Source organism: Blastopirellula retiformator (assembly GCF_007859755.1).
In the GTDB taxonomy this organism is placed as follows: Bacteria; Planctomycetota; Planctomycetia; order Pirellulales; family Pirellulaceae; genus Blastopirellula; species Blastopirellula retiformator.
The window spans coordinates 330,428-351,430 of the sequence record NZ_SJPF01000006.1 but is presented as its reverse complement, the minus strand read 5'-3'; the positions used below and the strand labels follow the sequence as shown (position 1 = coordinate 351,430).

The window sequence follows — 21,003 nt, the reverse complement described above, 5'->3', positions numbered from 1 at the left end:
CGTGGCGCCAATGGGGGTCACCACTTACGTATTCGGCTTGCGCTGCTCGGGAGACGGAAACGAGGGACCACGTGGCTGGTCATGTTCGTGATTTCGTTCGATCTCCTGTACCGGCTCGTCGGTGAGCCGACGTAGACCAATATCGAAGAGGCCAAACAGACATTCGAGCAAAAGGTGAAGCGGCCATTTGATGACCTGCCAGACAATCATCAGTGCGAATCGAAGAAGCTGTCCGATCGCTTCGGCGATGCCATCCAAGGCTAATAGGATCATAGCGATTCCTGGGGCCGTCTACCGATTCGCAACTTACCACGGAGTGATGCTTCCTGCGGTTGCGCCGCCCAGGAAGGGAGACCTTCCTGGGCTAACCGCAATGGGCTTATTTGCACAAAGTCTTGGCGACTTCGACCAATGTACGGACGCCGAAGCCGGAGGCGCCGCCGTCCATCCACGGTTTGCCTTTCTCGAGGAAGGCGGGACCGGCGATGTCGATGTGGGTCCAAGCGGTCCCTTCGACGAACTCTTCCAGGAACTTCGCCGCGGTGATCGCGCCGCCCCAGCGACCTTCGCCAATGTTCTTGATGTCGGCGACCTGGCTTTTGATCTGCTCGCTGAATTCGGGGAACATCGGCAGCGGCCACATCGGTTCGCCCATCCGCTTCGAGCAATCGAAGATCATGTCTTGCATCGCTTCGTCGTTGGTCATCAGGCCGGCCGTGTCCAGTCCCAACGCTACGACGCAGGCGCCGGTCAACGTCGCCAGGTCGATGATGCGAGTCGGCTTTTCGTCGAGGGCGACGTTCAGCACGTCGGCCAATACCAGGCGACCTTCGGCGTCGGTGTTGAGCACTTCGATCGTCTTACCGCTGCGGGCGGTCAGCACGTCACCCAGTTTGTAGCTGTCGCCGGAGACCATGTTCTCGACCAGACCGACCAGGCCAACGACGTTGAGCGGCAGCTTTAGCGCGGCGATCGCTTTTACGGCGCCCAGAACGGTGGCGGCGCCAGCCATGTCGCATTTCATCGCCTTCATGCCGTCGCTCGGCTTTAGCGAGAGGCCGCCTGAGTCAAAAGTCACCCCTTTGCCGACCAAGGCCAACGGCGATTCGCCCAGCTTGCCGCCGCTGTAGCGAATGATGACCAGACGCGGTTCGCGGGTTGAAGCTTGCGAGACGGCCAGCAGCGAACCGCACCGTTCTTCTTCCAGCTTCTTCTTGTCCCAGACTTCGATCGACAGGTTGTAGTCTTCGGCGACGACCGACGCTTCCTCGGCAAACGTGGCGGGGTAGATGTCGGAGGCGTGGCGATTGACCAGGCTGCGGGTCAGGTTGATCGCGTTGCCGTAAGCGGCGCCTTTTTCGATCGTTTCTTCATCGACGCCGTACCAGAAGATTTCGTCGGGCGTGGTGAGCGCTTTTTCTTTGCGATAGAGATCTTGTCCCTGGATGCCGACGCAGAGCCCGGCGATCGCTTGTTCGGACAGGTCTTTCGGCCAGAAGTCGTCGAGGAAGAAGCCAACCTTCTTTCGCTTCTTGCTGGCAACCAACTTGGCGGCGGTGGCGGCGGCGCCATAGACCGTTTCGGCGCACAAATCGGCTTTGGCGCCCAGGCCGATCACGACCACTTCGATGGTCGGCACGCCGGCCGGAGCGAGAATGCGGGTCGTTTCGTACTTCTTGCCGGTGATTTCGCCGGCCGCTTTCAAACGATCGATCGCGCCGCTTATCGCCGGGTCGAGTTGTTCGGCGGTGGGCGACAATCCGTCGGAATATGCGCCGACGATGATGGCGTCTCCGTCGAACTCTTGAACCGGTTGTTTCGTGGGTTGAATCATCATGTCGGCGTCTTTCTGAGCGAAGTAGCGGTGCGGGAAGCGGTTTTCCTTCGACCAGTTTAATGGGATAGCGGGGGGCTTTACAGGAGCCCCCGGCTGTTATGTCGGCGATTACGGGGTACGATTTTGGGCGGTTGTCGCTAGTGGCGCGTTTCCGGTCGAATAAGTAATATCGCCGCGGCGCTGCGCGGATAGCTGAAAATCTCCCTTTCACCCTTATTTTTTTCTCTTTGGCGAATATGGGCTATCGAAATCTCCGGCAGTGCGTCGAGGACCTCCGCAAGCATGGCCGCCTAATCCAGATCGACGATTGCATCGATGCCCGGCTCGAAGCGGCGGAGATTCAGCGGCGGGTTTACGCCAGCGGCGGCCCAGCCATCTACTTCGCCAATGTGAAGGACTGTCGTTTTTCGATGGTGTCGAACCTGTTCGGCTCGCTCGACCAGGCCCGCTTCCTGTTTCGCGATACCATCGATCAGGTCAAACGGCTGATCGAACTGAAGATCGATCCGAACGAGTTGTGGAAACGCCCGTTGCGCTATGCGGGGGCGCCGCTGTGGGCGATGAAGATGTTGCCGTCTAAGCGTCGTAGCGGGTCGGTGTTAAAAAATCAGACCAAGATTGGCGAGCTGCCGCGGTTGGTCTCGTGGCCCGATGATGGCGGCGCCTATGTGACGCTGCCGCAGGTTTATACCGAGGATGTGAATCACCCGGGGGCGATGAAATCGAACCTGGGGATGTATCGTGTGCAACTGAGCGGCAACGACTATCTGCCCAACGAAGAGATCGGTCTGCATTATCAGATCCATCGCGGCATCGGCGTGCATCATGCCGCGGCGCTGGCGGCCGGCAAACCATTTGCGGCGAATATTTTTGTCGGGGGAACGCCGGCGATGACCCTTTCGGCGGTGATGCCGTTGCCAGAAGGATTGAGCGAATTGCAGTTTGCCGGCGCCTTGGCGGGGCATCGGATTCCACTCGCCTACGGCGCGACCTCTTTGCCGCTGTATGCCGAGGCTGACTTCTGCATCGCCGGGACGATTCAATCGCAGACGAAGCCCGAGGGCCCGTTTGGCGATCACTTGGGCTACTATAGTCTGACGCATCCGTTCCCGGTGCTGAAGGTGGAGCGCGTCTACCATCGCGACGATGCGATCTGGCCCTTCACCGTGGTGGGACGACCGCCGCAAGAGGATACGACGTTTGGCGCCTTGATCCATGAAATCACCGGGCCGATCATTCCGACCGTCTTGCCAGGCGTCAAAGCGGTGCATGCGGTCGACGCGGCCGGCGTTCATCCGCTGATGTTGGCGATCGGCAGCGAACGGTACGTGCCGTATGACGAACGGACGCGGCCGAAGGAGTTGTTGACGCAAGCCAATGCGATTCTGGGGCAAGGGCAGATGTCGCTGGCGAAGTATTTGATGATCGTCGCCGAAGAAGATGACCCGAGTCTCGATCTGCATCACCTCGATCGGTTCCTTGCGCACTTGTTGCAGCGGATCGACTGGCGGCGTGATCTTCATTTTCAAACCGAAACGACGATCGACACGCTCGACTACAGCAGCGGGCAGTTCAATCATGGCTCGAAGCTGGTGATGGCGGCGGTTGGTAAACCGATTCGCGAGTTGCCGGCCGAGCTGCCGACCAATCTTTCATTGCCCGATGGCTTCACGGCGCCGCAGGTTGCGCAGCCGGGCGTGATGGTGGTGCAGGGGCCGAAGTATGGCGACGGTAGTGAGATCGAGCGGTTTTGTGCGGCGTTTGACGCCTCGGCGCCGATCAACCAGTTTCCGCTGATTGTGATCGCCGATGACAGTCCGTTTGCGGCGGCGAGCGAGAACAATTTTGCCTGGACGCTGTTTACCCGCAGCAACCCGGCGGCCGATGTGCATGGCATCGAGTCGTTCACGAAAGACAAGCATTGGGGCTGCCGCGGTGCGCTGGTGATTGACGCCCGGCTGAAGCCGTGGAACGCGCCGCCGCTCGTCGAAGATCCAGTAGTAACGGCCAAGGTGGACGCGCTGGCGGCGCGCGGCGGCGCGATCGCCAAATACTTATAATACTAATAGCGATTAACTGCGTGGCTGATTGCGACAAATTGTCGCATTGCGATATTTCGACGTATCGGGCACACTGAGAGGCTAACTTGCTGCCAGCTCGCTCGAACCTTGGACCGCCTGATGTTGCTACTAGCGGACAGCGCGAATCTGTTGCCGGCCCGCCTGCAAATGGCCTTCACGCTCGGCTTTCATATTATCTTCGCCTGCATCGGGATGGGCCTGCCGATCCTGATCGTGGTTGCGGAATGGCTCTCGCTGAAAAAGAAGGACCCGGTCTGGCGATTGATCGCGCAGCGGTGGAGCAAGGGATTCGCCGTGCTGTTCGCCGTCGGGGCGGTCTCGGGCACCGTCTTATCGTTTGAGTTGGGTCTGCTGTGGCCCGACTTTATGGGGACGTTTGGGCCGGTCGTCGGTTTGCCGTTTACCCTGGAGGGATTTGCCTTCTTTACCGAGGGGATCTTCGTCGGCATCTATCTCTACGGCTGGAATCGGTTATCGGCGTTTCATCACTGGCTTTGCGGCATTCCGATCGCCATCGCGGGTACCGCATCGGCTTGGTTTGTGGTGACGACTAACTCTTTTATGAATTGCCCGCAAGGGTTTGAGCTGGACGCTGACGGCAAGCTGCTGAACGTGCAGCCCTGGACGGCGATGCTGAATCCAGCGACCGGCGCGCAGACGACGCATATGATTGTCGCCGCCTATATGGTGACCGGTTTCTTGGTGGCGGCGTTTTATGCCTGGGAGATCCTGCGCGGCAGGAACACGCTCTACCAACGCCGCGCGCTGACGCTGGGCGTTTTGATGGGTGGGGTCTTTGCGCTGGTGCAAGGGCCGGTCGGCCACTGGGCGGGACATGCTGTAGCGGTGACGCAGCCCATCAAGCTGGCCGCCATGGAAGGGCAGTGGGAGAGCGAAACGTACGCCCCGCTGCGAATCGGCGGCATTCCTGATCCCGAGACGAAAACGACTCCCTATTCGATCGAAATCCCGGCGATGCTCAGCGTGTTGGCGTATGAGAATCCGGCGGCCGAGGTGAAAGGGCTGAATGCCTTTCCGGAAGATGAGCACCCGCCGGTGTTGATCGTCCATATTGCCTTCCAGATCATGGTCGGGATCGGCACGCTGCTGATCGCGATCGGACTCTGGTCAGGCTATCTGCTGAAATGGGGAACGTCGGACTGGAGCACGCGGAAGCTGTGGCTCTGGACGCTGTTTGTCAGCGGTCCGGCGACCGTGTTGGCGATGGAGGCGGGCTGGACCGTGACCGAGGTGGGACGCCAGCCGTGGATTGTGCATGGCTACTTGCGAACGGCCGATGCGGTCACCAAGTCGCCGGGCGTCTGGACAATATTTTGTGTGACGATGTTGATCTACCTGGTGCTGACGACCGGTTGCATCCTGGTGCTACGAATCTTGGCGAAACGCCCCATGCCGGAGTTGACTGATGCCGCCTGAGTTAATTGTCGGAATCGTGTTGGGAGCGGCGACGACCTTGTACCTCGTGCTGGGTGGCGCCGACTTTGGCGCAGGAATCTGGGAAATCAACACCGCGTTCCAATCGAACGAGCGCGAGCGGAAACTGCTGTACCATGCGATCGGTCCGGTCTGGGAAGCGAACCATATCTGGCTGATCTTTGTGCTGGTGGTGCTGTTCGCTGCGTTTCCGCTAGCGTTTCAGGCGCTCTGCTCGGCTTTCATTATCCCCGCGTTTCTGGTCTTGGCCGGCATTGTGTTTCGGGGCGCCGGGTATGTGTTTCGGGCTTATTCGATTGACTCCGGTTCGCATCAGCGGATCTGGCGGGTGATGTTCGCGGGCGCCTCGGCGGCAGCGCCCTTCTTTTTGGGCGCGATCGCCGGAACGCTCGCCTCAGGCGACTCGAAGATCAACGCCGAAGGCGTCTACGAGGGGAACTACCTGACCGACTGGATCACGCCGATGGGACTGTTCACAGCGTTTTTTACGGTTGGCCTCTGCTCCTACCTGGCCGCTGTTTTTTTGACTCGCGAGGCGAATCAGGAAGGGGACGAAGAGCTGACGCTCGTCTGGCGGCAACGTTCGCTGGCGAACGGCATTTGGATGGGCGCCCTGGCGGCGGTCGGGCTGGTGTTTGTCGCGCTGGAAACGCCTGAACTGGCCCAAGGGTTCGTCACTCGGGCCTGGCCGCTGGTCGCGCTCTCGGCAATTTGCGGAACCGCGTCGTTGGTCCTCTTGTTTCTGAAGAAGTACACGCCGGCGGCCGCATGTACGATGCTGGCGGCAGGCAACATCATTTGGGGTTGGGGGATCGCCCAGTATCCGGTGATCGCTCCCCCCTATCTGACGCTCGCCGAGGCGAAGTCGCCTGACTCGGTGTTGTGGGCGATGATCGGCGCGGTGCTGGTTGGCGCGGTGATTTTGGTGCCCAGCCTGGCGCTGCTCTTCTATCTCTTCAAGCTGAAGCCAACCAGCGACGTCGAATATTGACGCGACTGGTCCCGCCCCCGGCCAGGCTCTACAATTGGGCCACCTCGGTAACGCAACATGAGTCGGGCGAAGGATCAAAGCGAGTCGCATGGCGAAAATCACTTTTCACGGCGCCGCCGGAACGGTTACCGGTTCGAAGTACCTGATCGAAGCGGGCCAGGCCAAAGTGCTGGTCGACTGCGGTTTGTTCCAAGGGATGAAGCAACTGCGGTTGCTCAATTGGAAGCAATTGCCGTTTGCGGCCAGTTCGGTCGACGCCGTCGTTTTGACGCATGCCCACATCGACCACATCGGATTCTTGCCGCGGTTTGTCCGCGATGGGTTTCGCCGCAAGGTGGTTTGTACGCCGGCGACCAAAGAACTGGCCAAGCTGCTGTTGCTCGATTCGGCGAAGAACCAAAAGCGAGACGCCGCCTATCTGAATCGCAAGCATCTCACCAAGCACTCGCCGGCGCTGCCGCTGTACGATGTGAAAGATGCCCGGCGAGCGCTTCACCGATTAAAGGCGGTTGCGCGGGGAGAGTGGCATGAGCTGAGCGATCCGATCTGGGTGCGGTTTCATGACGCCGGGCACTTGCTCGGCTCAAACATGATCGAGATGGAAATCCGTGATCGTGATCCGCCGCTGCGGCTGTTGTTCTCCGGCGACGTTGGACGCTACGACGCGCCCCTTTACTTTGATCCCTCACCGCCGCCGCCGTGCGATTACTTGATTTGCGAAAGCACCTATGGCGATCGCGATCATCCGGACGAGGATGTGCTGGAGATCCTGGCCGAGAAGGTCAATCAGGCGTATGCCCGCGGCGGCGTCATGCTGTTCGCCGCGTTCGCCGTGGGGCGCAGTCAGCAGTTGATTTACCTGCTGCAAGTCTTGATGCACGAGGGGCGGATTCCAAAAATTCCGATCTTCCTCGACAGCCCAATGGCGGTCGACGCGACTAGGATCTTCCGCACTTTCTCGAAGGATCACGATCTGAGCGAAGGAGAGCTGGCGCCGCCCAATAGCGTGCTCGACGGGCCGAATGTCGAACTGGTCCGCGAGCACAACCGCTCGAAACAGCTGAACAACGTCAAGGGACCGGCGGTGATCATCTCCTCGTCCGGCATGATGACCGGCGGGCGAATCTTGTTTCACTTGAAGCGGCGGCTTCCCGATCCAAAAAACACGATCTTACTGGGGGGCTACATGGCGGCTGGTACCCGCGGACGCGATTTGCAGCGGGGGCGGCCGACGATCCGCATTCATGGCTGGGATGTGCCGGTCCGTGCGGCGATCGATAGCGTCTCGGGACTGAGCGGTCACGCTGGCCGTAGCGAGCTCTTGCGGTGGCTAAAGGATCTGCCCAAGCCCAAAAAGACGTTCATCACGCATGGCGAGCCTGACAGCGCAGAATCGTTCGCCGCCGCATTACGCGATCAATATCAATTTGAAACGGTGATCCCACAGTTGGGCGAGTCGTTCGAGCTAGGAGAGTAGAGCCGTGGATGGAAAACGGGTGCACGAAAACCTGTCGATGATTTTGAAGTCTCCTACCTACAAGATGGCGGAGCTGGATACTGACTTCCTGCAAAGCGACGAGCTGCGGGCCGTCCGAATGGAGCTGGAGTACTTGAAGCCGGAACTCGCGTTCCGTCGGCTCAATATTCGTTCGACGGTGATCGTGTTTGGCGGTACGCAGATCGTCGAACAGCACGTGGCGGAAGAACGCCTGGAGAAAGCGAAGATGCTGCTGGACGCCGCGCCGACCGATCCACAGAGGATGCGCGACGTTGCCCGCGCCGAACGGATCTTGGCCAAGTCGCACTATTACGAAGAGGCCCGCCTGTTCTCGCACATCTGTTCGACCAACTGTCACATCGACGGTCATTGCGACTATGTCGTCGTCACCGGCGGCGGCCCAGGCGTGATGGAAGCCGCCAATCGAGGCGCGTTCGAGTCCGAGGCGCCTTCGGTCGGGCTCAACATCACGTTACCTGATGAACAGCATCCCAACCCGTACATCACGCCGGATCTTTGTTTCTTGTTCCATTATTTCGCCATGCGTAAGATGCACTTCCTGGTGCGGGCCAAGGCGCTGGTCGTCTTCCCAGGCGGATTTGGGACGCTGGACGAACTGTTTGACGCCCTGACGCTGCGGCAGACCGGTTGCATGCAAGATATCCCGATCATCTTGTACGGATCGGAATACTGGAACAACGTCGTCAACTTTCAGTATTTGGCTGACGAAGGAGTGATTCGGGATTCGCACTTGGATCTGATCAGCTTCGCCGATTCTCCCTCCCAGGCCTGGGACATCATCGCCAAGTTTCATAATCATCCCACTCCGTGCGAAAAGGCCGAATGACTACCAAGCAAGAGAAACTGAAGTCGCTGTTCGGCAACGCCGCCCCTGTCGCCGTGGTTACCGGCAGTGGCGCCGATCGCGTTGGCAAGACTGTAGCGCTGACGCTGGCCGAACAAGGGTACCAGATCGCGCTGCACGCCAATGGTTCGATCGACGAGGCGGAAGCGACTGCGGCCGAGTTGGTGGACCAAGGAATCGAGTCGAAAGCGTTCGCCGCCGATCTGTCGGACGAAGCGGAAATTCACGCCCTGTTCGAGAGCATTCACTTCTATTTCGGCCGGATCGACGTGCTGGTTAACACGGCGGCGATCTGGGATTCGCATCCGTTTGAGGAAGTCACCGCCGCCGATTTTCGCCAGCAGTTTGAAGTGAACGCGGTCGGCACGTTTCTCTGCTGCCAGGCGTCGGGACGGCGGATGATTGATCAGCCGCACGGCGGGGCGATCGTCAACATCGGCGATTGGTCGGTGGTGCGACCTTATCCGGACCATGCTCCCTACTTCGCGTCGAAGGGAGCGCTGCCGACGCTCACGCGCAGCCTGGCGGTCGATTTGGGGACGCGAAACCCCAGCATTCGGGTTAACGCCATCTTACCGGGCCAGGTAATGCAGCCCGAGGGAACGCCGCAGGAGCAAATCGACCGCGATATCGAGCGGACCCTGGTAAAACGCCAAGGAAAGCCCGACTATGTGGCGCATGCGGCGTTGTTTCTGATCGAAAACCCTTTCGTGACCGGAGTTTGCCTTCCGGTCGATGGGGGCCGCACGATCTTTGCGAACAGTGATTTTGGTGCTAGCAGTTAGCTATTTCACCCAAAAATTGGGGTGAAATCGGCGGAAATCGGCGCTGCTTTCATGGCGTCATTTTCCTAGAATTCCGCACGCTTAGTTTGCAAAGGTACGACCCGACGGTCGCACTTCTCCAACGGATGCGGATACGATTCCCGCCGCGACTACATGAAGGCATGTTCGATGCGAAAGTTCCATTTCCTACCTTGGCTTCCCTACATGGCCGTTAGCAGCGCCGCTTGCGCCGTCTTGAGTTTCGCCGGTTGTGGCGGAGGTGGCGACGCGCCTGCCGCCAACGTTCCCGCCCCGGCCGCCAACAGCGCCGCCGACAATTCAACTCCGCCTGCGGCAACGCAGGCCGCCAATCCGGTTCGTCCGGCTCAAGTCTCGGCCCCGGCGACCGGCAATCCGGCCGCGACGCAAAATCCCAAGGCCGGCGGAACCAATCAGCTGGCGATGAAGCAGCCCGGTGACGGCGCGGCTCCTGTGATGCCGGCCCCGATCTCGGCCGCCGAACTGGACGCCCAGGTCGACATCAACAAGGTGCCGCAGAACGACCCGGTTGAACTGCTCAGATACATGAAGGCGGTTGGCGAAACGAGCTTCCCGAACACCGCCTCGCAGGAGGAGCTGCACGGCTTCGCCAACAAGGTTTACACCAACACTATGGAGGCGGCCGATCGTCTGTTGGCTCTGCCTAACGCCACCTCCGAGCAACGCCGCGACGCGCTGCAGTTCAAGTTCCATTCGTACGAAGTGTTGGCGAAGATCAATCCCGATCAGGCCGAAAAGCTGATCGCCGATCGGACCGCGCTGGCCCAAAAGCTGACGCAAGATCCGGATCGCATGATCCGCACCTTTGGCATGCTGTACATGTTTGAATACATGCTGCAGGACTTCGCCTCGGGCAAGCAAGAGCTGGGCAGCATGGTCAAAGAAGACGCCCTGGCGATCATCGGCGATCCGGCCGCCTCGACGCAGCACCTGCAAGTGGCGATGAACGCCGCCAACGTCTTTGGCCAGATGGGCCACTCCGACGTCGCGGTCGAGATCTTGACCAACGCTCGCCAGACGTTCGCCAGAAGCCAGGACAAGGAGCTGGCCGACGCCTCGGCTGGTCTGGACGATCATATCCTGCAGTGGAAGATCTTCGGCGCGATGATGGACGCTGCCAATGGCGACGACGTTCGCGGCCAAGAAATGTTGCAGCTGATGCAGCAACTGGTCGACTCGTTCGGCAAAGAGTCGCTCGAGCCGGTCTCCACGATCCAGGCGATCGAACAGAAGATGGAAGAGTTTAACCGGATGGAGCTGGCCAAGGCGGTCAACGACCTGCTGTTGGCGAACTACAGCAATCACCCGAACAAGCAAGTCGCCGCCGCGATTCGCGAAAGTGCGACCAGCGCCAACAAGCGTTTGGCTTTGATCGGCAATCCGCTGCCGCTGGTCGGGGCGAACCTCGATGGATCGCCGTTCGATTGGTCGCAGTATCGTGGTCGCTACGTGTTGATCGACTTCTGGGCGACCTGGTGCGGTCCGTGCCTGGCCGAGATTCCGAATATCCAGGAGAACTTCGTGAAGTATCGCGAACGGGGCTTTGAGGTGGTCGGCGTCAATCTGGATGAAGACCCCAAGGCGCTCGAAGCGTTCTTCACCAAGCGACAACTTCCCTGGACCACGGTGATCAGCAACGATCCGACCAAGGTTGGGTTTGAGAACGTCAACGCGGTCCACTGCGGCGTCGACGGCATTCCGTTTTTGGTGCTGGTCGATCCGGAAGGAAAAGTGATCGAAATCAATCCCCGCGGCGAACGCTTGGGCGAAGTGCTGGAAAGTATCTTTTCGCAGCAAGCTCCGGCGGGCGGAGGCGCGGCCGCTGCTGCGGCCAACGCCGGTGGCCAGCCGCTGCGTTAAAAGAGCGTGAGCTATCGAACTTTCTAACTGTAAAACGGGGCCATTTCGGCTCCGTTTTTCTTTTTTCGAACCAGCGAGGTATGTTCTCCTACAATGGACGGGCAGGGGCGATCCGTAGAATTGTGGCTCACAACCAACCACGTCTCACCTGATTTGGGGAACGATCATGAAAACGATAATGTCGCTCACAACTTTGGCCTTCGCCGCTATCATGACCAGCGGTCTCGCAGCCGAAGAGTTGAAGGTAGGCGCCGTCGCGCCCAGTTTTGAAGTTGAAACGGTCAACGAGGGCATGATCAAGCTCGACGACTTCCGCGGCAAGAAGCTGGTGCTCGCCTTCAATCGCGCTCATTGGTGCCCTTACTGCATGAAGCAGATCAAAGACATTCAAGCCAACTACGGCAAAATCAAAGAAGCAGGCGCCGAGGTGCTGGTGATCTTCCGAGAAGAGGAAGATGGCGAAAAGGGTTTGGAAGAAGTGAAGAAGACTACCGGAGCCGAGTTCCCGCTGGGACTGGACCTGACGGCGGTCGAAACCAAGCCGTACAGCCAGGAAGGGTTCACCACCTACGTGATCGACGCCGAAGGAAAGATCTCGCAGGTCTTGCCGGGGACGAAACCGGATCGCCCGCTGGCGAACAAGATTTTGTCAGCGCTGAAGTAAACGCCCAAAGTGCAACGGCGCCCGGAATTAATTCGTTGGTGCGGTTGGTTCGACGCCAGGCGGTGGGAACCACTGGACGACCGGGGGCGTGCTTCCGTTGTAGTTCTTGATCGACATCGTCGGCTTGACGTAGTGTTCCGGCCGGCGACTTCCTTGCACGCGGAAGTTGTCCCCTTTCTGCAAGATGGGGCGGGTCTCGGGCGATTCGCCCAGCGGAAACTGATTGGTCATCTCGGCGATGACCCAGCGCGGATCGCCGATCTCCGGCTGCAGGTAAACCTCGGGATAACAATGTCCCGGCACCCAGACGGTTCGCGCCGGGATCTTGGCGGCGCGGCAAAGGGCGACAAACAACGCGGTCATCTCTTCGCAATCGCCGCGACCTTCTTCCAGGGCTGCGACGGCGCCTTTGAGCGGTCCGTTCTCGTATTGGACATGCTCGTGAATGTAGTCATAGAAGGCGTCCAGCTTGTCCCAGTCGGTTCCGCCAGGGGGCGTTAGTTCGGCCGACAGCTTCGTGATCTTCGAGTGGTTGCTTTCGATCGCCGGCCCAGGATTGAGATAAACCCGCATACTGCGATCAATGTCGCGAACCGCCGGCGCCGTTAGCTTTTCCGGCTCGGACGGCTTGATCACATTTCGCCGAGCAACTTCGTAAACGAGAATCGCCTCGGCTTGTTCGTGCGGCGAGAGGGCCCGGATCAAGATCTGGGCCTGCTTCGTTTCGCCCAGCATGTTGAATTTGATATCCGACTCTTTGACATTGACCAGTTTTTTCTCGACCAGGCGAACCGTCTGTTCCGGCCAGTCGGTCGGAACGGGGAAGGTCGCCACGATCCCTTGCGCCAGTCCCGAGACCTGTAGCTTGAAGCCGACCTCGATGCGCTGCAGGGTCACATCGTCGCCGGTCAGCATCTTCCGCTGACCGCCGGCCTGTTCAAATTGAGCGGCGGCGGTGGTCGAGAGCGCGATCCACGCGAGCAGTCCGATTAACGACGTACGCATCGATCTTAGTTCCCTGGCTCTTCGCGAATGAACGTCACCTGGGGGCGGCCGCCATTGGGACTCTTCTTGCCGGTCAGGTATTCGGCGACAAAGCGAACCGGTTCCGTTTTCTCAGGCACGCGGAAGTTGTCTCCCTTCTGCAAGATCGGACGTGGATCGGGCATGTAGCCGAAAGCCCGGGGGCCAGCGACTTGAGCCGGGTACCAGTGACCTTCTTCGTTGGCGTCTTCCAGGTAGAACTCGGCGTAACTGCTGCCCGGCACCCAGACGGTACGCGCCGGAATATCGGCGGCGCGGCAGAGGGCGATAAACAGGCCGGTCAAATCTTCAAAGTCGCCGGTACCTTTGCGGAGCGCCGTGACGGCGGTCGTCGGCCGTTGGCTTTCGTACGAAATGTTTTCGCGAACCCAGTCGTAAATCGCCTCGACCTTCCGCCAGTCGCCATCGACATCGGCGACAATCTTGCGGGCCTGCTTGCGAATCGAACTATGACGCGATTCGATGCTGGGGCTCGAACCGAGATAGCGACGAATGTCGGATGGGGGACGTTTCGGAATCTTGACGCCGGTCAGGTCGACCGGCGGTTGCGCCGAACGAGTTTCGACTTCTAGGGTGATTACTGCGCCGCCGGTCGAACCGCGGCGGAGCGCCGGGATGCTGACCATCATTTGTTTGACCGAGTTCTCAAGCATGCGATAGCCGATGCGGGCTTCGTTGGAGACCTCTTCGTCGATCAGACGAACGGTTTGCTCGGGCCAGTCGGCCGGAACCGGGATCGTGCCATACAGGCCGACGCAATCGCCGCCGACCGCTTCGATCGTCATGCCGACTTGGTATTTGCTGGTGCGAGCCTCGCCCAAGATCGGAGCGTTTTTCGATTCGGAGGGCTGAACCGCTTCGAATTGGGCCAGCAGTTGCGAATTGGTAAGCAGCAACAGAGCGACGACGGCGAAGGGGGGGACTTGTCGCACCAGTACACCTCTTGGGGTGAGAAATCAGAACGGGGAAGCGCATACGATCAGACAGCCGGGGTCTATTCGATTGTAATTCAGAGAACCGAAAGGCCCAAAAAATCGCCGCAATCGGCCAAGGTCTTTCGCAGAAAACCTAGCGCGCTAATAGCGATCGTGCAGAATGCGCGGTAGAAACGGCCCCAGCGAGCGGCCTTGGCCCCGATTCGAAATGAAAAGCGCCTTCGCGATCCACATCGAAATATGGTTCGCGAAGGCGACGTGCGCGGGGGAGAGGCTTGGTGGGTCGCGTCTCGCCGTTAGCAGTCCGTTGATTTTCTCAACGGGCTGCTGGATCGCAGGGATGCGATCCCAAAATAGCGACGTAAGTCGTTATTTTGCGAGCCGCGAAGAGCTATGCTCTGAGCCTGGCGAGGTTGGAAAATGCCACGAGGGCATTTTTCAACAGGCAGTTAGCGAGGCGAGGGCAGGATTTGCGTGGTCGGGCTGGACGGTTGTACCAGGACGGCGTCGCCATCGTAGGACGGGTAGGACGAAATCGCGGGGCCGGAAAACTCGGCGCCACCGCAGCAGGCCGGTTCGGACGGGCGCCAGCCCATACCGCTGCGGCAACCAACGACCGCCACAACCAGCATCGCACTGGCAAGCAACAGCATGGAACGTTTCATTGCAGAAATCCTCCGCAAATGGAATGTTGGCGAGGCGGGAAATACATATTCGAAACTGTGGGTACGCAACACTACATCAGGAACCATGATGTGCAAACGCAACACGCGAAAAAATCGCAACATTCAAGTTGCGACTTTACGACAACCCGCCGGCTAGCCGACAAAGGGAACTTAGTCGGATTACTTTCACAGTCACGCAACGTATGTTGGACCGCGATGCCCCCCCTACGATCCCTCCTACCGCGTCGATCGTCACAAGCGATATTCTTCCTCGTCCTGTTGTTGACGACGGGCGCCTTCACGCTGCCTGCATTGGCGGACTATCGCGATAGTGGCGGCGGTTACTGTTGTCCCAATTATCACCAGGCGATTCGTCCTGGCGACGAGATCTACCTGGTGTCGACTCGCTGCCTGCCTGGCGGCTGCGGCTATCAACTGCCGGTCGAGCAGATGTCGGTGATGCGCTATGACGGCGAAGCCGGTTGGTTGCAATCGTCGATCGAAGAGGCGACCGCCGACGCTCCGGTCGATTGCACGTCGATCTTCGTGCATGGCAACTGGATGGATCGTGGTTGGGCCAAGCGTCGCGGTTGGGCGATGTATCACGAGGTGACCCGCGACTGGACGCCCGATCGTCATATTCGCTACATCATCTGGTCGTGGCCGACGACGCCCAACTCGAAGTCGCTGGCCAGCATCCGCCGCAACAATGCCCGGGCCGACGCCGAGGCGTATTATCTCGGTTGGTTCCTCTCGCAATTGCCTGCCGAGGAAAAGGTGAGCCTGTCGGCGTTCAGCCTAGGGGCGAGCGTCGTTACCGGCGCACTGCGGCTCCAAGCTGGCGGCGTGGTGGTTGGTCGATCGCTGGAGGAGGTTGCGCCCAGAAACTGTCGCGTCGTCTTTTTCGCGGGGGCCACGCCTACCGGATCGTTCTCTCCCTACTGCTATGGCGGAGATGCGATGTCGCGGGTCGAGCGATTCGTCAACTACTACAACAGTTCCGACCCGGCGCTAAAGCGGTTCTGGATGCTCGAAGGGCGGGGCGTCAAAGCGATGGGCTACACCGGCGCCGGCGGCTTGTCGAGCGAAGGTTGGGCGAAGACGACACAGTACAACGTTTCCTGCATCATGGGCCGAGAGCATGATTGGAACCTGTATGCGTGCAACCGCTGCATCATGGACCAATCGCGAGAGGTCCTGCGGTTTGAAGAGATTCTGATGCCGGCGACCGAACCGGTTGTAACGGAGCCTGTCGCTGAAGAGGCCGATCCAGCGAACGCCGAAGTGGCGAAAAGCGACGCGGACGTCAATGATGAGTCGCCGGAAGAATCGAAGTCTGACGACGAGGCGACCAACGTCGAACTGGCGCCGGCCAAAGGATCCGCGGAAGCGACCCAGGCGTAGTTATGACTTGCTGCGGATCGCAAGCGCGCAGCAAAACGCCGCGCTCGGATTTTTCCAGCGCGGCGTCGGTTGTTCGACTTGGTTGCTCGGGCTACTAGTAGCCTTGGCCCTGCAGTTCGGCTTGTTCGGCCAGCGTCTTCTTCATCTGATCCGATTCACGCTGCAGGATAAATTCCGGACCCTTCGGATAGTATTGGACGTCGTCCGTCATGTAGTACGGGCTCGGAAGGGTTTGACCGCCGACGTCGATCTGGCAACCGGTAGAGGCCGCGGCCATGACCGCAATCCCGCCAACCAAGGCGGCTTTCATCCAGGCTTGTCGTTTGACCATTGTGGGAATACTCCGCTGGAATTGCGGTCCGTTGAAACAGGATCGTCGTGACCCCGGTAGTGAATCATTCGAAGGCGGGTCCACACTGACTTCTCGGTAGAATCGCCACTATCCGTATCGTCCGAACGGGAGGGGATACTTAAACCGATTAACCCGAAAAACCGGTCCAATTTCCCAGCTGTCCCTCTGGCACGCCCTAGATTTGAGGGCGGCTCGGCCTCAATTACCGCATTTTTGTGGGTCGCGCATAGGTAATCGTTTATAATGCAATGACTTGCGCACGCTCCTCCCTTCATGCTAGCTACCGGGAATTCTCTTCATGACATCACGGCACGCATCCGGTTGGCTGACCGCTTTCGTTTTATTTCTTGCTGTCATGACGCCAGCTGGCGCCCTCTGCGCACAGCGCGGAGACGCTTCGAAACCAAACAACTCATTCTTCCTTGGTCTCGGTCCTCTCTATGCCGGCGAGTATTCGCAAGCGCTGGAGTTCTATGACCGGGGGGCGTCGACGGCGCTGGTAACGGCCAATGGTCGGTGGGTCGACTCAATCTGCTATGCGACGATGAAGGGAGAGTGCTATTACCAGATGGGCGCCAACGCCAAGGCGCTAGAACAATACAACGCCGCGGTTCTGCTTTACATTCAACACTCTGACTGGCTGATGCGGATCAGCACCGACACGGTCTTGGCGATCGGCCCGGTGACGAACGATCGCCGCGCGTCGATCACCTGGGGACCGTCCGCGCGAACGACGGCGATCGGCAAGTTCCCGGACACGATGCTCTCGCTGCAAGGGAATAGCGCCGCGGAGAATAAACGGGTCGTCAATCAAGGGGGGACCTTGATGGCGCAGCAATACCATCCGGTCCGGGTGACCGAGATCGCCCGCTGTCTGGCGCTAGCGATCAGTCGCCGGCGACAACTGTTGGGGCCGATGGGCGAAAGCGATCCGCTGAATAAGAACCTGATCACGGCGCTACAGCGGCGATCCGCCCCGCCGAATCACTGGCTTGGCGTCTTTGTCGAGATGCAGTTGGGCTTGGCTTACGCGACCGCCGGGAAACTTCAGGAAGCGATTCCAGCCATTCAGCGGAATTTGACGATCGGCGGACAGTATGACCACCCGCTGACGGCGATCGGGCTGATCGAGCTGGGCCGTCTGGCGCTCGAGCAAAAGAATCTGGAAGCGGCCGAGACCTACTTCACCGAGGCGACCTTTCCCGCGATCGCCTTTGACCAATACGACGTCGCCGCCGAGGCGTTCGTCGAACTGGGGAGCGTGCAGTTGGTCAGCAAGCCGAAGTTCATTTCCAAGCAATTGGTCACCGCGGCCGCTTGGCGAAACTTCGGCAAGTATGACGTCCTCAAGGCGTCGGTCATGATCGCACTAGCCGAACATTATTCGTCCAATGGCGATGTGGTTAAAGCGGGTGCGGCCCTCAACGAAGCGCGTCGCGCGATGACCCGCAACGACATCAGCAAAGGCCGCCTCGGCGCCCGGTACGCTTATCAGCTCGCCCTGATGGAATATCAGCGGGGTAACTTGATCGCCGGCAGTGCTGCGCTGCGTGATGCGGTCGCGATTCAGCGGAACGCGTCGCCCCGAATCTTTCAAACGATTCTGACCAACGAATGGTTCGCCGCCGGCGCCCTGACCGAACGCAGCGCCCAGCTGTTGTACGACAATCTGCTGCGGGAACCGACCGACTCGGACTGGGCGACCGATCCGCTCGATACGATCACCTACCAGCTCAATCCCAACGGAGTCGCCCTGGAGCGTTGGTTCTATTCGGCGCTGGAGCGCAAACAGCCGGAGCTGGCGCTGGAGATCGCCGATCGCATTCGCCGCATACGCTATTTCGCGACGTTGCCGCTGGGGGGCCGAGAAATGGCGCTGCGGTGGATTCTCAACTCGCCCGAGACCAGCTTGTCGACGGACGCTCGACTGCAGCGACAAGACTTGCTGACCAAGTATCCGATCCTCAAGACTTCGCTCGATCGCGCGGCGGAGATTCAGAAAGCGCTAAAGCAGTTGCCGGCGCAGGCGGTCGATAAAGATCAGTTCTTCGATCAAGAGAAGCTGCTGCAAGAGTTGGCCCAAACGACCTCGGTGATGGAGACCAAGCTAGGAGAAGTCGCCCTGCGCCGCGATCGCAGCTCGTTCCTCTTCCCGCCGCTGATGACGACCAAAGAACTGCGTGAGCGTCTGCCCGAGAAGCAGGTCGTGCTCGCTTTCTTCAATTCGTCCGGGGGCGTCTTCGCCTTCTTGTTCACCAAGCAAGATTACGTCTACTGGAAAGTTGAGAATCCCGCCGCCTTGAAAAAAGAGACGGTCGAGTTGTTTCGCTCGCTGGGGCTGCTGAAGAAGGATGGCCCGATCGATGTCGATACGCTGGAAGACGACGCTTGGAAGGCGAACTCGGCCAAGTTGTTAACCACGTTGATGCCGACGCTCAAACCGACGTTCTTCGACGACTACGAAGAACTGGTGATCGTGCCGGACGGACCGCTGTGGTATGTGCCGTTTGAAATGTTGCACATGGAAGATGGAGCTGGCGGATCAATCGCGCTGACCGAGAAGATCCGAATTCGCTACGCTCCGTTGGCGTCGCTCTCGGTTCCGGAAGTCAACCAGCGACGCCGCCCGTTGTTGTCGGCGATCGTTTCCGGGCGGCTCTACGTTCGCGACGAGCCGGAAACGACCGACTATTACTACCAGCAGTTGTCGCCGGCGTTTGCAAACTCGGCCCGGCTCGATAAGAAAACGCCCGGCCCGACTAGCTTGCTCGGCAAGACGTGGGACAACCTGGTGGTGATGGACGATATGGAAGACATTGAGAACCTGCCCTATGGCTGGTCGCTGGCCCAGATCGACAAAGGAAAGCCAGGCAGTGAGTTGGGGAGTTGGTTCCCACTGCCGCTGGCGACGCCGCAAGCGGTTTATCTGCCCGGTTTTCACACCGCTGCCGAAGAGAGCCTGAAGCGGGGCGGAAACGGCGACGAAATCTTCTCCGCCGTGATGGGGACTTTCTCTGGCGGAACGCAGACGTTGGCGCTCAGCCGTTGGCATAGCGCTGGCGATGCGGCGATTCGGATGACCGCTGGTATTGGCGCCCGAATCGAAGGGATGCCGGCGAGTCAGGCCTGGCAAGAGGCGATCGCCGAGATCCGCGACTCGCCGCTAGATATCGCTCACGAACCGCGCGTGCGAGTTCTAGGAGAGTTGAAGCCGCCCGCGAAAGCGAGTCATCCGTTCTTCTGGGCCGATATGATGTTGATCGACACCGGCATTGTGCCGATCGACGAAGACCTGCCGTAGCAAATATCCGCTACGCGATCGACTCCGGCGTCGGATTGCGGCGAAATTTCAACCAGCGATGCCAACGCAGCGCCTGGGCCCGCAACATCCATTGGGAGTGGTAGCAGACGCGATAACTGGTCGCCAAACTGGTGCGCCAGTTCGCCTTCACCTCGAGATGGTTGGGGCCGAAATCAAAACGGCGGTCGCCAACTTCGATACTGTCGCGAAGGCCATGAGCATATTGCAGCGTCCCCAGGCCTTCGGTTTGAAGTTCTGGATCGTGGCCCACGCGCATCGCCTGGACTTCTCCTTGATGATGGTACTTGTAGCCAAAGGCGACCATGCGGTCGGCCTGCCTTAGATAGCCGATATCCAACATTCCCAACCGCGTCGCCGCTTCGTGCGAGTCATGGAAATAGTCGCGGACTCCTTGGTGAGAAAGGGTCGTGCCGGTTTGAGAGGCGCCCTGCCAACTGCGGGCGGCAAGATCGATGCATTCATCCAGCAAAGCCCAGCTTTCGTCCATCGAGCCAGCGGGCGAAGGGGCAGGGCGGTAGCGATGGAAGGTAATGCCGGAGAGTTCGCCGCGCCGCATCAATCTTCGTACGTTCTGACGAAATTTTGTTTTGCGCGTCTTCAGATAGTCTTCCCAAGAGTCGGGGAGATCGACCATAGATACTTCTTTCCACGGCGTAATCAGCGGCGTCATGCCGGCCAGCCGAAAAGCGTTGGCGGTCCGGCCTCGGTCGACCGCGTCCATTTCGATCCAGCGCAGATCGAGCAAGTCCCAGTCGCGCGGGCTTTGGGCGATATATCGCAGGCCAATTGCCAACGTCGCAGCTCCGTCAGGCCCGATCGGCCCGTAAAACGAACCCCAGTCGGCCAGTGGATAGGTCAAAACTCGAAAAGAGCCGAGACGGGTTCGCTCGTCCCGCACGATCAGGGGCAAAATGCCGATCGGTTCGCCGCTGGCGTAGGTGATCAGCACGCGCAGACGTTGCTGGCCCCCGAAATTCTTCCAATAAGCGAGCAGCCACGGCAGCGTCTGGAAGAACGTTGCCCGCGGCATGCGGTTAAATAGCGTCTTCCATACCGCCGAGTAGGCGACAAGTTCGCTAATATCGTTGACTTCGATAACATCGGTCATGGTTAGGGTGTTGAGTAAGGAGATGGAGGGTGGAGCATTCCTCTTGGTAGAAGGCAATTTCTGGGCCAGGGGAGCGAAGACTTACGGAGGGAATCTCT

The 21,003-nt window shown here is 59.4% G+C and carries 17 protein-coding genes; 10 read left to right on the top strand and 7 right to left on the bottom strand.

Annotated features, from left to right (window positions below):
• Positions 1 to 24: 24 nt before the first annotated feature.
• Both Enr8_RS23335 and Enr8_RS23330 read right to left on the bottom strand, forming a co-directional pair.
• Positions 25 to 273, bottom strand: a complete 249-nt coding sequence (locus tag Enr8_RS23335) for a hypothetical protein (RefSeq protein WP_146436386.1) — start codon at positions 271 to 273, stop codon at positions 25 to 27.
• A 106-nt stretch (positions 274 to 379) separates the two neighbouring features.
• On the bottom strand, positions 380 to 1,837 hold the full coding sequence (locus tag Enr8_RS23330; RefSeq protein ID WP_146436384.1) for a leucyl aminopeptidase: 1,458 nt from the start codon (positions 1,835 to 1,837) through the stop codon (positions 380 to 382).
• A 236-nt stretch (positions 1,838 to 2,073) separates the two neighbouring features.
• Between Enr8_RS23330 and Enr8_RS23325 the strand changes: the two genes are divergently transcribed.
• The 8 genes from Enr8_RS23325 (at position 2,074) to Enr8_RS23290 (ending at position 12,075) form a co-directional block, all read left to right on the top strand.
• The gene (locus tag Enr8_RS23325) at positions 2,074 to 3,897 is read left to right on the top strand and encodes a UbiD family decarboxylase (RefSeq protein WP_146436382.1); all 1,824 of its coding nucleotides are present in this window, start codon (positions 2,074 to 2,076) and stop codon (positions 3,895 to 3,897) included.
• A gap of 120 nt (positions 3,898 to 4,017) precedes the next feature.
• Positions 4,018 to 5,355 (top strand): cytochrome ubiquinol oxidase subunit I, encoded by a 1,338-nt coding sequence (locus Enr8_RS23320; protein WP_146436380.1) that lies wholly within the window; start codon positions 4,018 to 4,020, stop codon positions 5,353 to 5,355.
• Complete coding sequence (locus Enr8_RS23315; protein ID WP_146436378.1) at positions 5,345 to 6,364, top strand: cytochrome d ubiquinol oxidase subunit II; 1,020 nt, start codon at positions 5,345 to 5,347, stop codon at positions 6,362 to 6,364. The genes Enr8_RS23320 and Enr8_RS23315 overlap by 11 nt, the downstream gene beginning before the upstream one ends.
• A gap of 88 nt (positions 6,365 to 6,452) precedes the next feature.
• Complete coding sequence (locus Enr8_RS23310; protein ID WP_146436376.1) at positions 6,453 to 7,841, top strand: MBL fold metallo-hydrolase RNA specificity domain-containing protein; 1,389 nt, start codon at positions 6,453 to 6,455, stop codon at positions 7,839 to 7,841.
• 4 nt (positions 7,842 to 7,845) lie between these two features.
• The gene (locus tag Enr8_RS23305) at positions 7,846 to 8,709 is read left to right on the top strand and encodes an LOG family protein (protein ID WP_246120221.1); all 864 of its coding nucleotides are present in this window, start codon (positions 7,846 to 7,848) and stop codon (positions 8,707 to 8,709) included.
• Complete coding sequence (locus Enr8_RS23300; protein ID WP_146436374.1) at positions 8,706 to 9,512, top strand: SDR family NAD(P)-dependent oxidoreductase; 807 nt, start codon at positions 8,706 to 8,708, stop codon at positions 9,510 to 9,512. Before Enr8_RS23305 ends, Enr8_RS23300 begins: the two co-directional genes overlap by 4 nt.
• 168 nt (positions 9,513 to 9,680) lie before the next feature.
• Positions 9,681 to 11,411 carry a TlpA family protein disulfide reductase gene (locus Enr8_RS23295; RefSeq protein WP_186767830.1) on the top strand — a complete coding sequence of 577 codons (1,731 nt, stop codon included), beginning with the start codon at positions 9,681 to 9,683 and terminating at the stop codon, positions 11,409 to 11,411.
• Positions 11,412 to 11,589: 178 nt separating this feature from the next.
• Entirely contained in the window at positions 11,590 to 12,075 is a 486-nt protein-coding gene (locus Enr8_RS23290) for a peroxiredoxin family protein (protein ID WP_186767829.1), read from the top strand.
• 27 nt (positions 12,076 to 12,102) lie between these two features.
• On the opposite strand, the gene Enr8_RS23285 is transcribed toward Enr8_RS23290, so the two are convergent.
• The 3 genes from Enr8_RS23285 to Enr8_RS23275 all read right to left on the bottom strand — a co-directional run bounded on the left by Enr8_RS23285 (position 12,103) and on the right by Enr8_RS23275 (position 14,719).
• On the bottom strand, positions 12,103 to 13,080 hold the full coding sequence (locus tag Enr8_RS23285; RefSeq protein ID WP_146436367.1) for a transglutaminase-like domain-containing protein: 978 nt from the start codon (positions 13,078 to 13,080) through the stop codon (positions 12,103 to 12,105).
• A gap of 5 nt (positions 13,081 to 13,085) precedes the next feature.
• Entirely contained in the window at positions 13,086 to 14,051 is a 966-nt protein-coding gene (locus Enr8_RS23280) for a transglutaminase-like domain-containing protein (RefSeq protein ID WP_146436365.1), read from the bottom strand.
• Positions 14,052 to 14,503: 452 nt separating this feature from the next.
• Positions 14,504 to 14,719: a hypothetical protein gene (locus Enr8_RS23275; RefSeq protein WP_146436363.1), complete on the bottom strand. Its 216-nt coding sequence runs from the start codon at positions 14,717 to 14,719 to the stop codon at positions 14,504 to 14,506.
• A gap of 279 nt (positions 14,720 to 14,998) precedes the next feature.
• On the opposite strand from Enr8_RS23275, the gene Enr8_RS23270 reads away from it, so the two are divergent.
• Positions 14,999 to 16,123 carry a hypothetical protein gene (locus Enr8_RS23270; protein ID WP_146436361.1) on the top strand — a complete coding sequence of 375 codons (1,125 nt, stop codon included), beginning with the start codon at positions 14,999 to 15,001 and terminating at the stop codon, positions 16,121 to 16,123.
• A 94-nt stretch (positions 16,124 to 16,217) separates the two neighbouring features.
• Here the strand turns inward: Enr8_RS23270 and Enr8_RS23265 are convergent, their stop codons facing one another.
• Complete coding sequence (locus tag Enr8_RS23265; protein WP_146436359.1) at positions 16,218 to 16,454, bottom strand: hypothetical protein; 237 nt, start codon at positions 16,452 to 16,454, stop codon at positions 16,218 to 16,220.
• A 376-nt stretch (positions 16,455 to 16,830) separates the two neighbouring features.
• On the opposite strand from Enr8_RS23265, the gene Enr8_RS23260 reads away from it, so the two are divergent.
• Positions 16,831 to 19,776 (top strand): tetratricopeptide repeat protein, encoded by a 2,946-nt coding sequence (locus tag Enr8_RS23260; RefSeq protein ID WP_186767828.1) that lies wholly within the window; start codon positions 16,831 to 16,833, stop codon positions 19,774 to 19,776.
• Between the two features lie 10 nt (positions 19,777 to 19,786).
• Here Enr8_RS23260 and Enr8_RS23255 read toward each other — a convergent pair whose 3' ends face one another.
• Positions 19,787 to 20,905 carry a GNAT family N-acetyltransferase gene (locus tag Enr8_RS23255; RefSeq protein ID WP_146436354.1) on the bottom strand — a complete coding sequence of 373 codons (1,119 nt, stop codon included), beginning with the start codon at positions 20,903 to 20,905 and terminating at the stop codon, positions 19,787 to 19,789.
• Between the last annotated feature and the right edge of the window lie 98 nt (positions 20,906 to 21,003).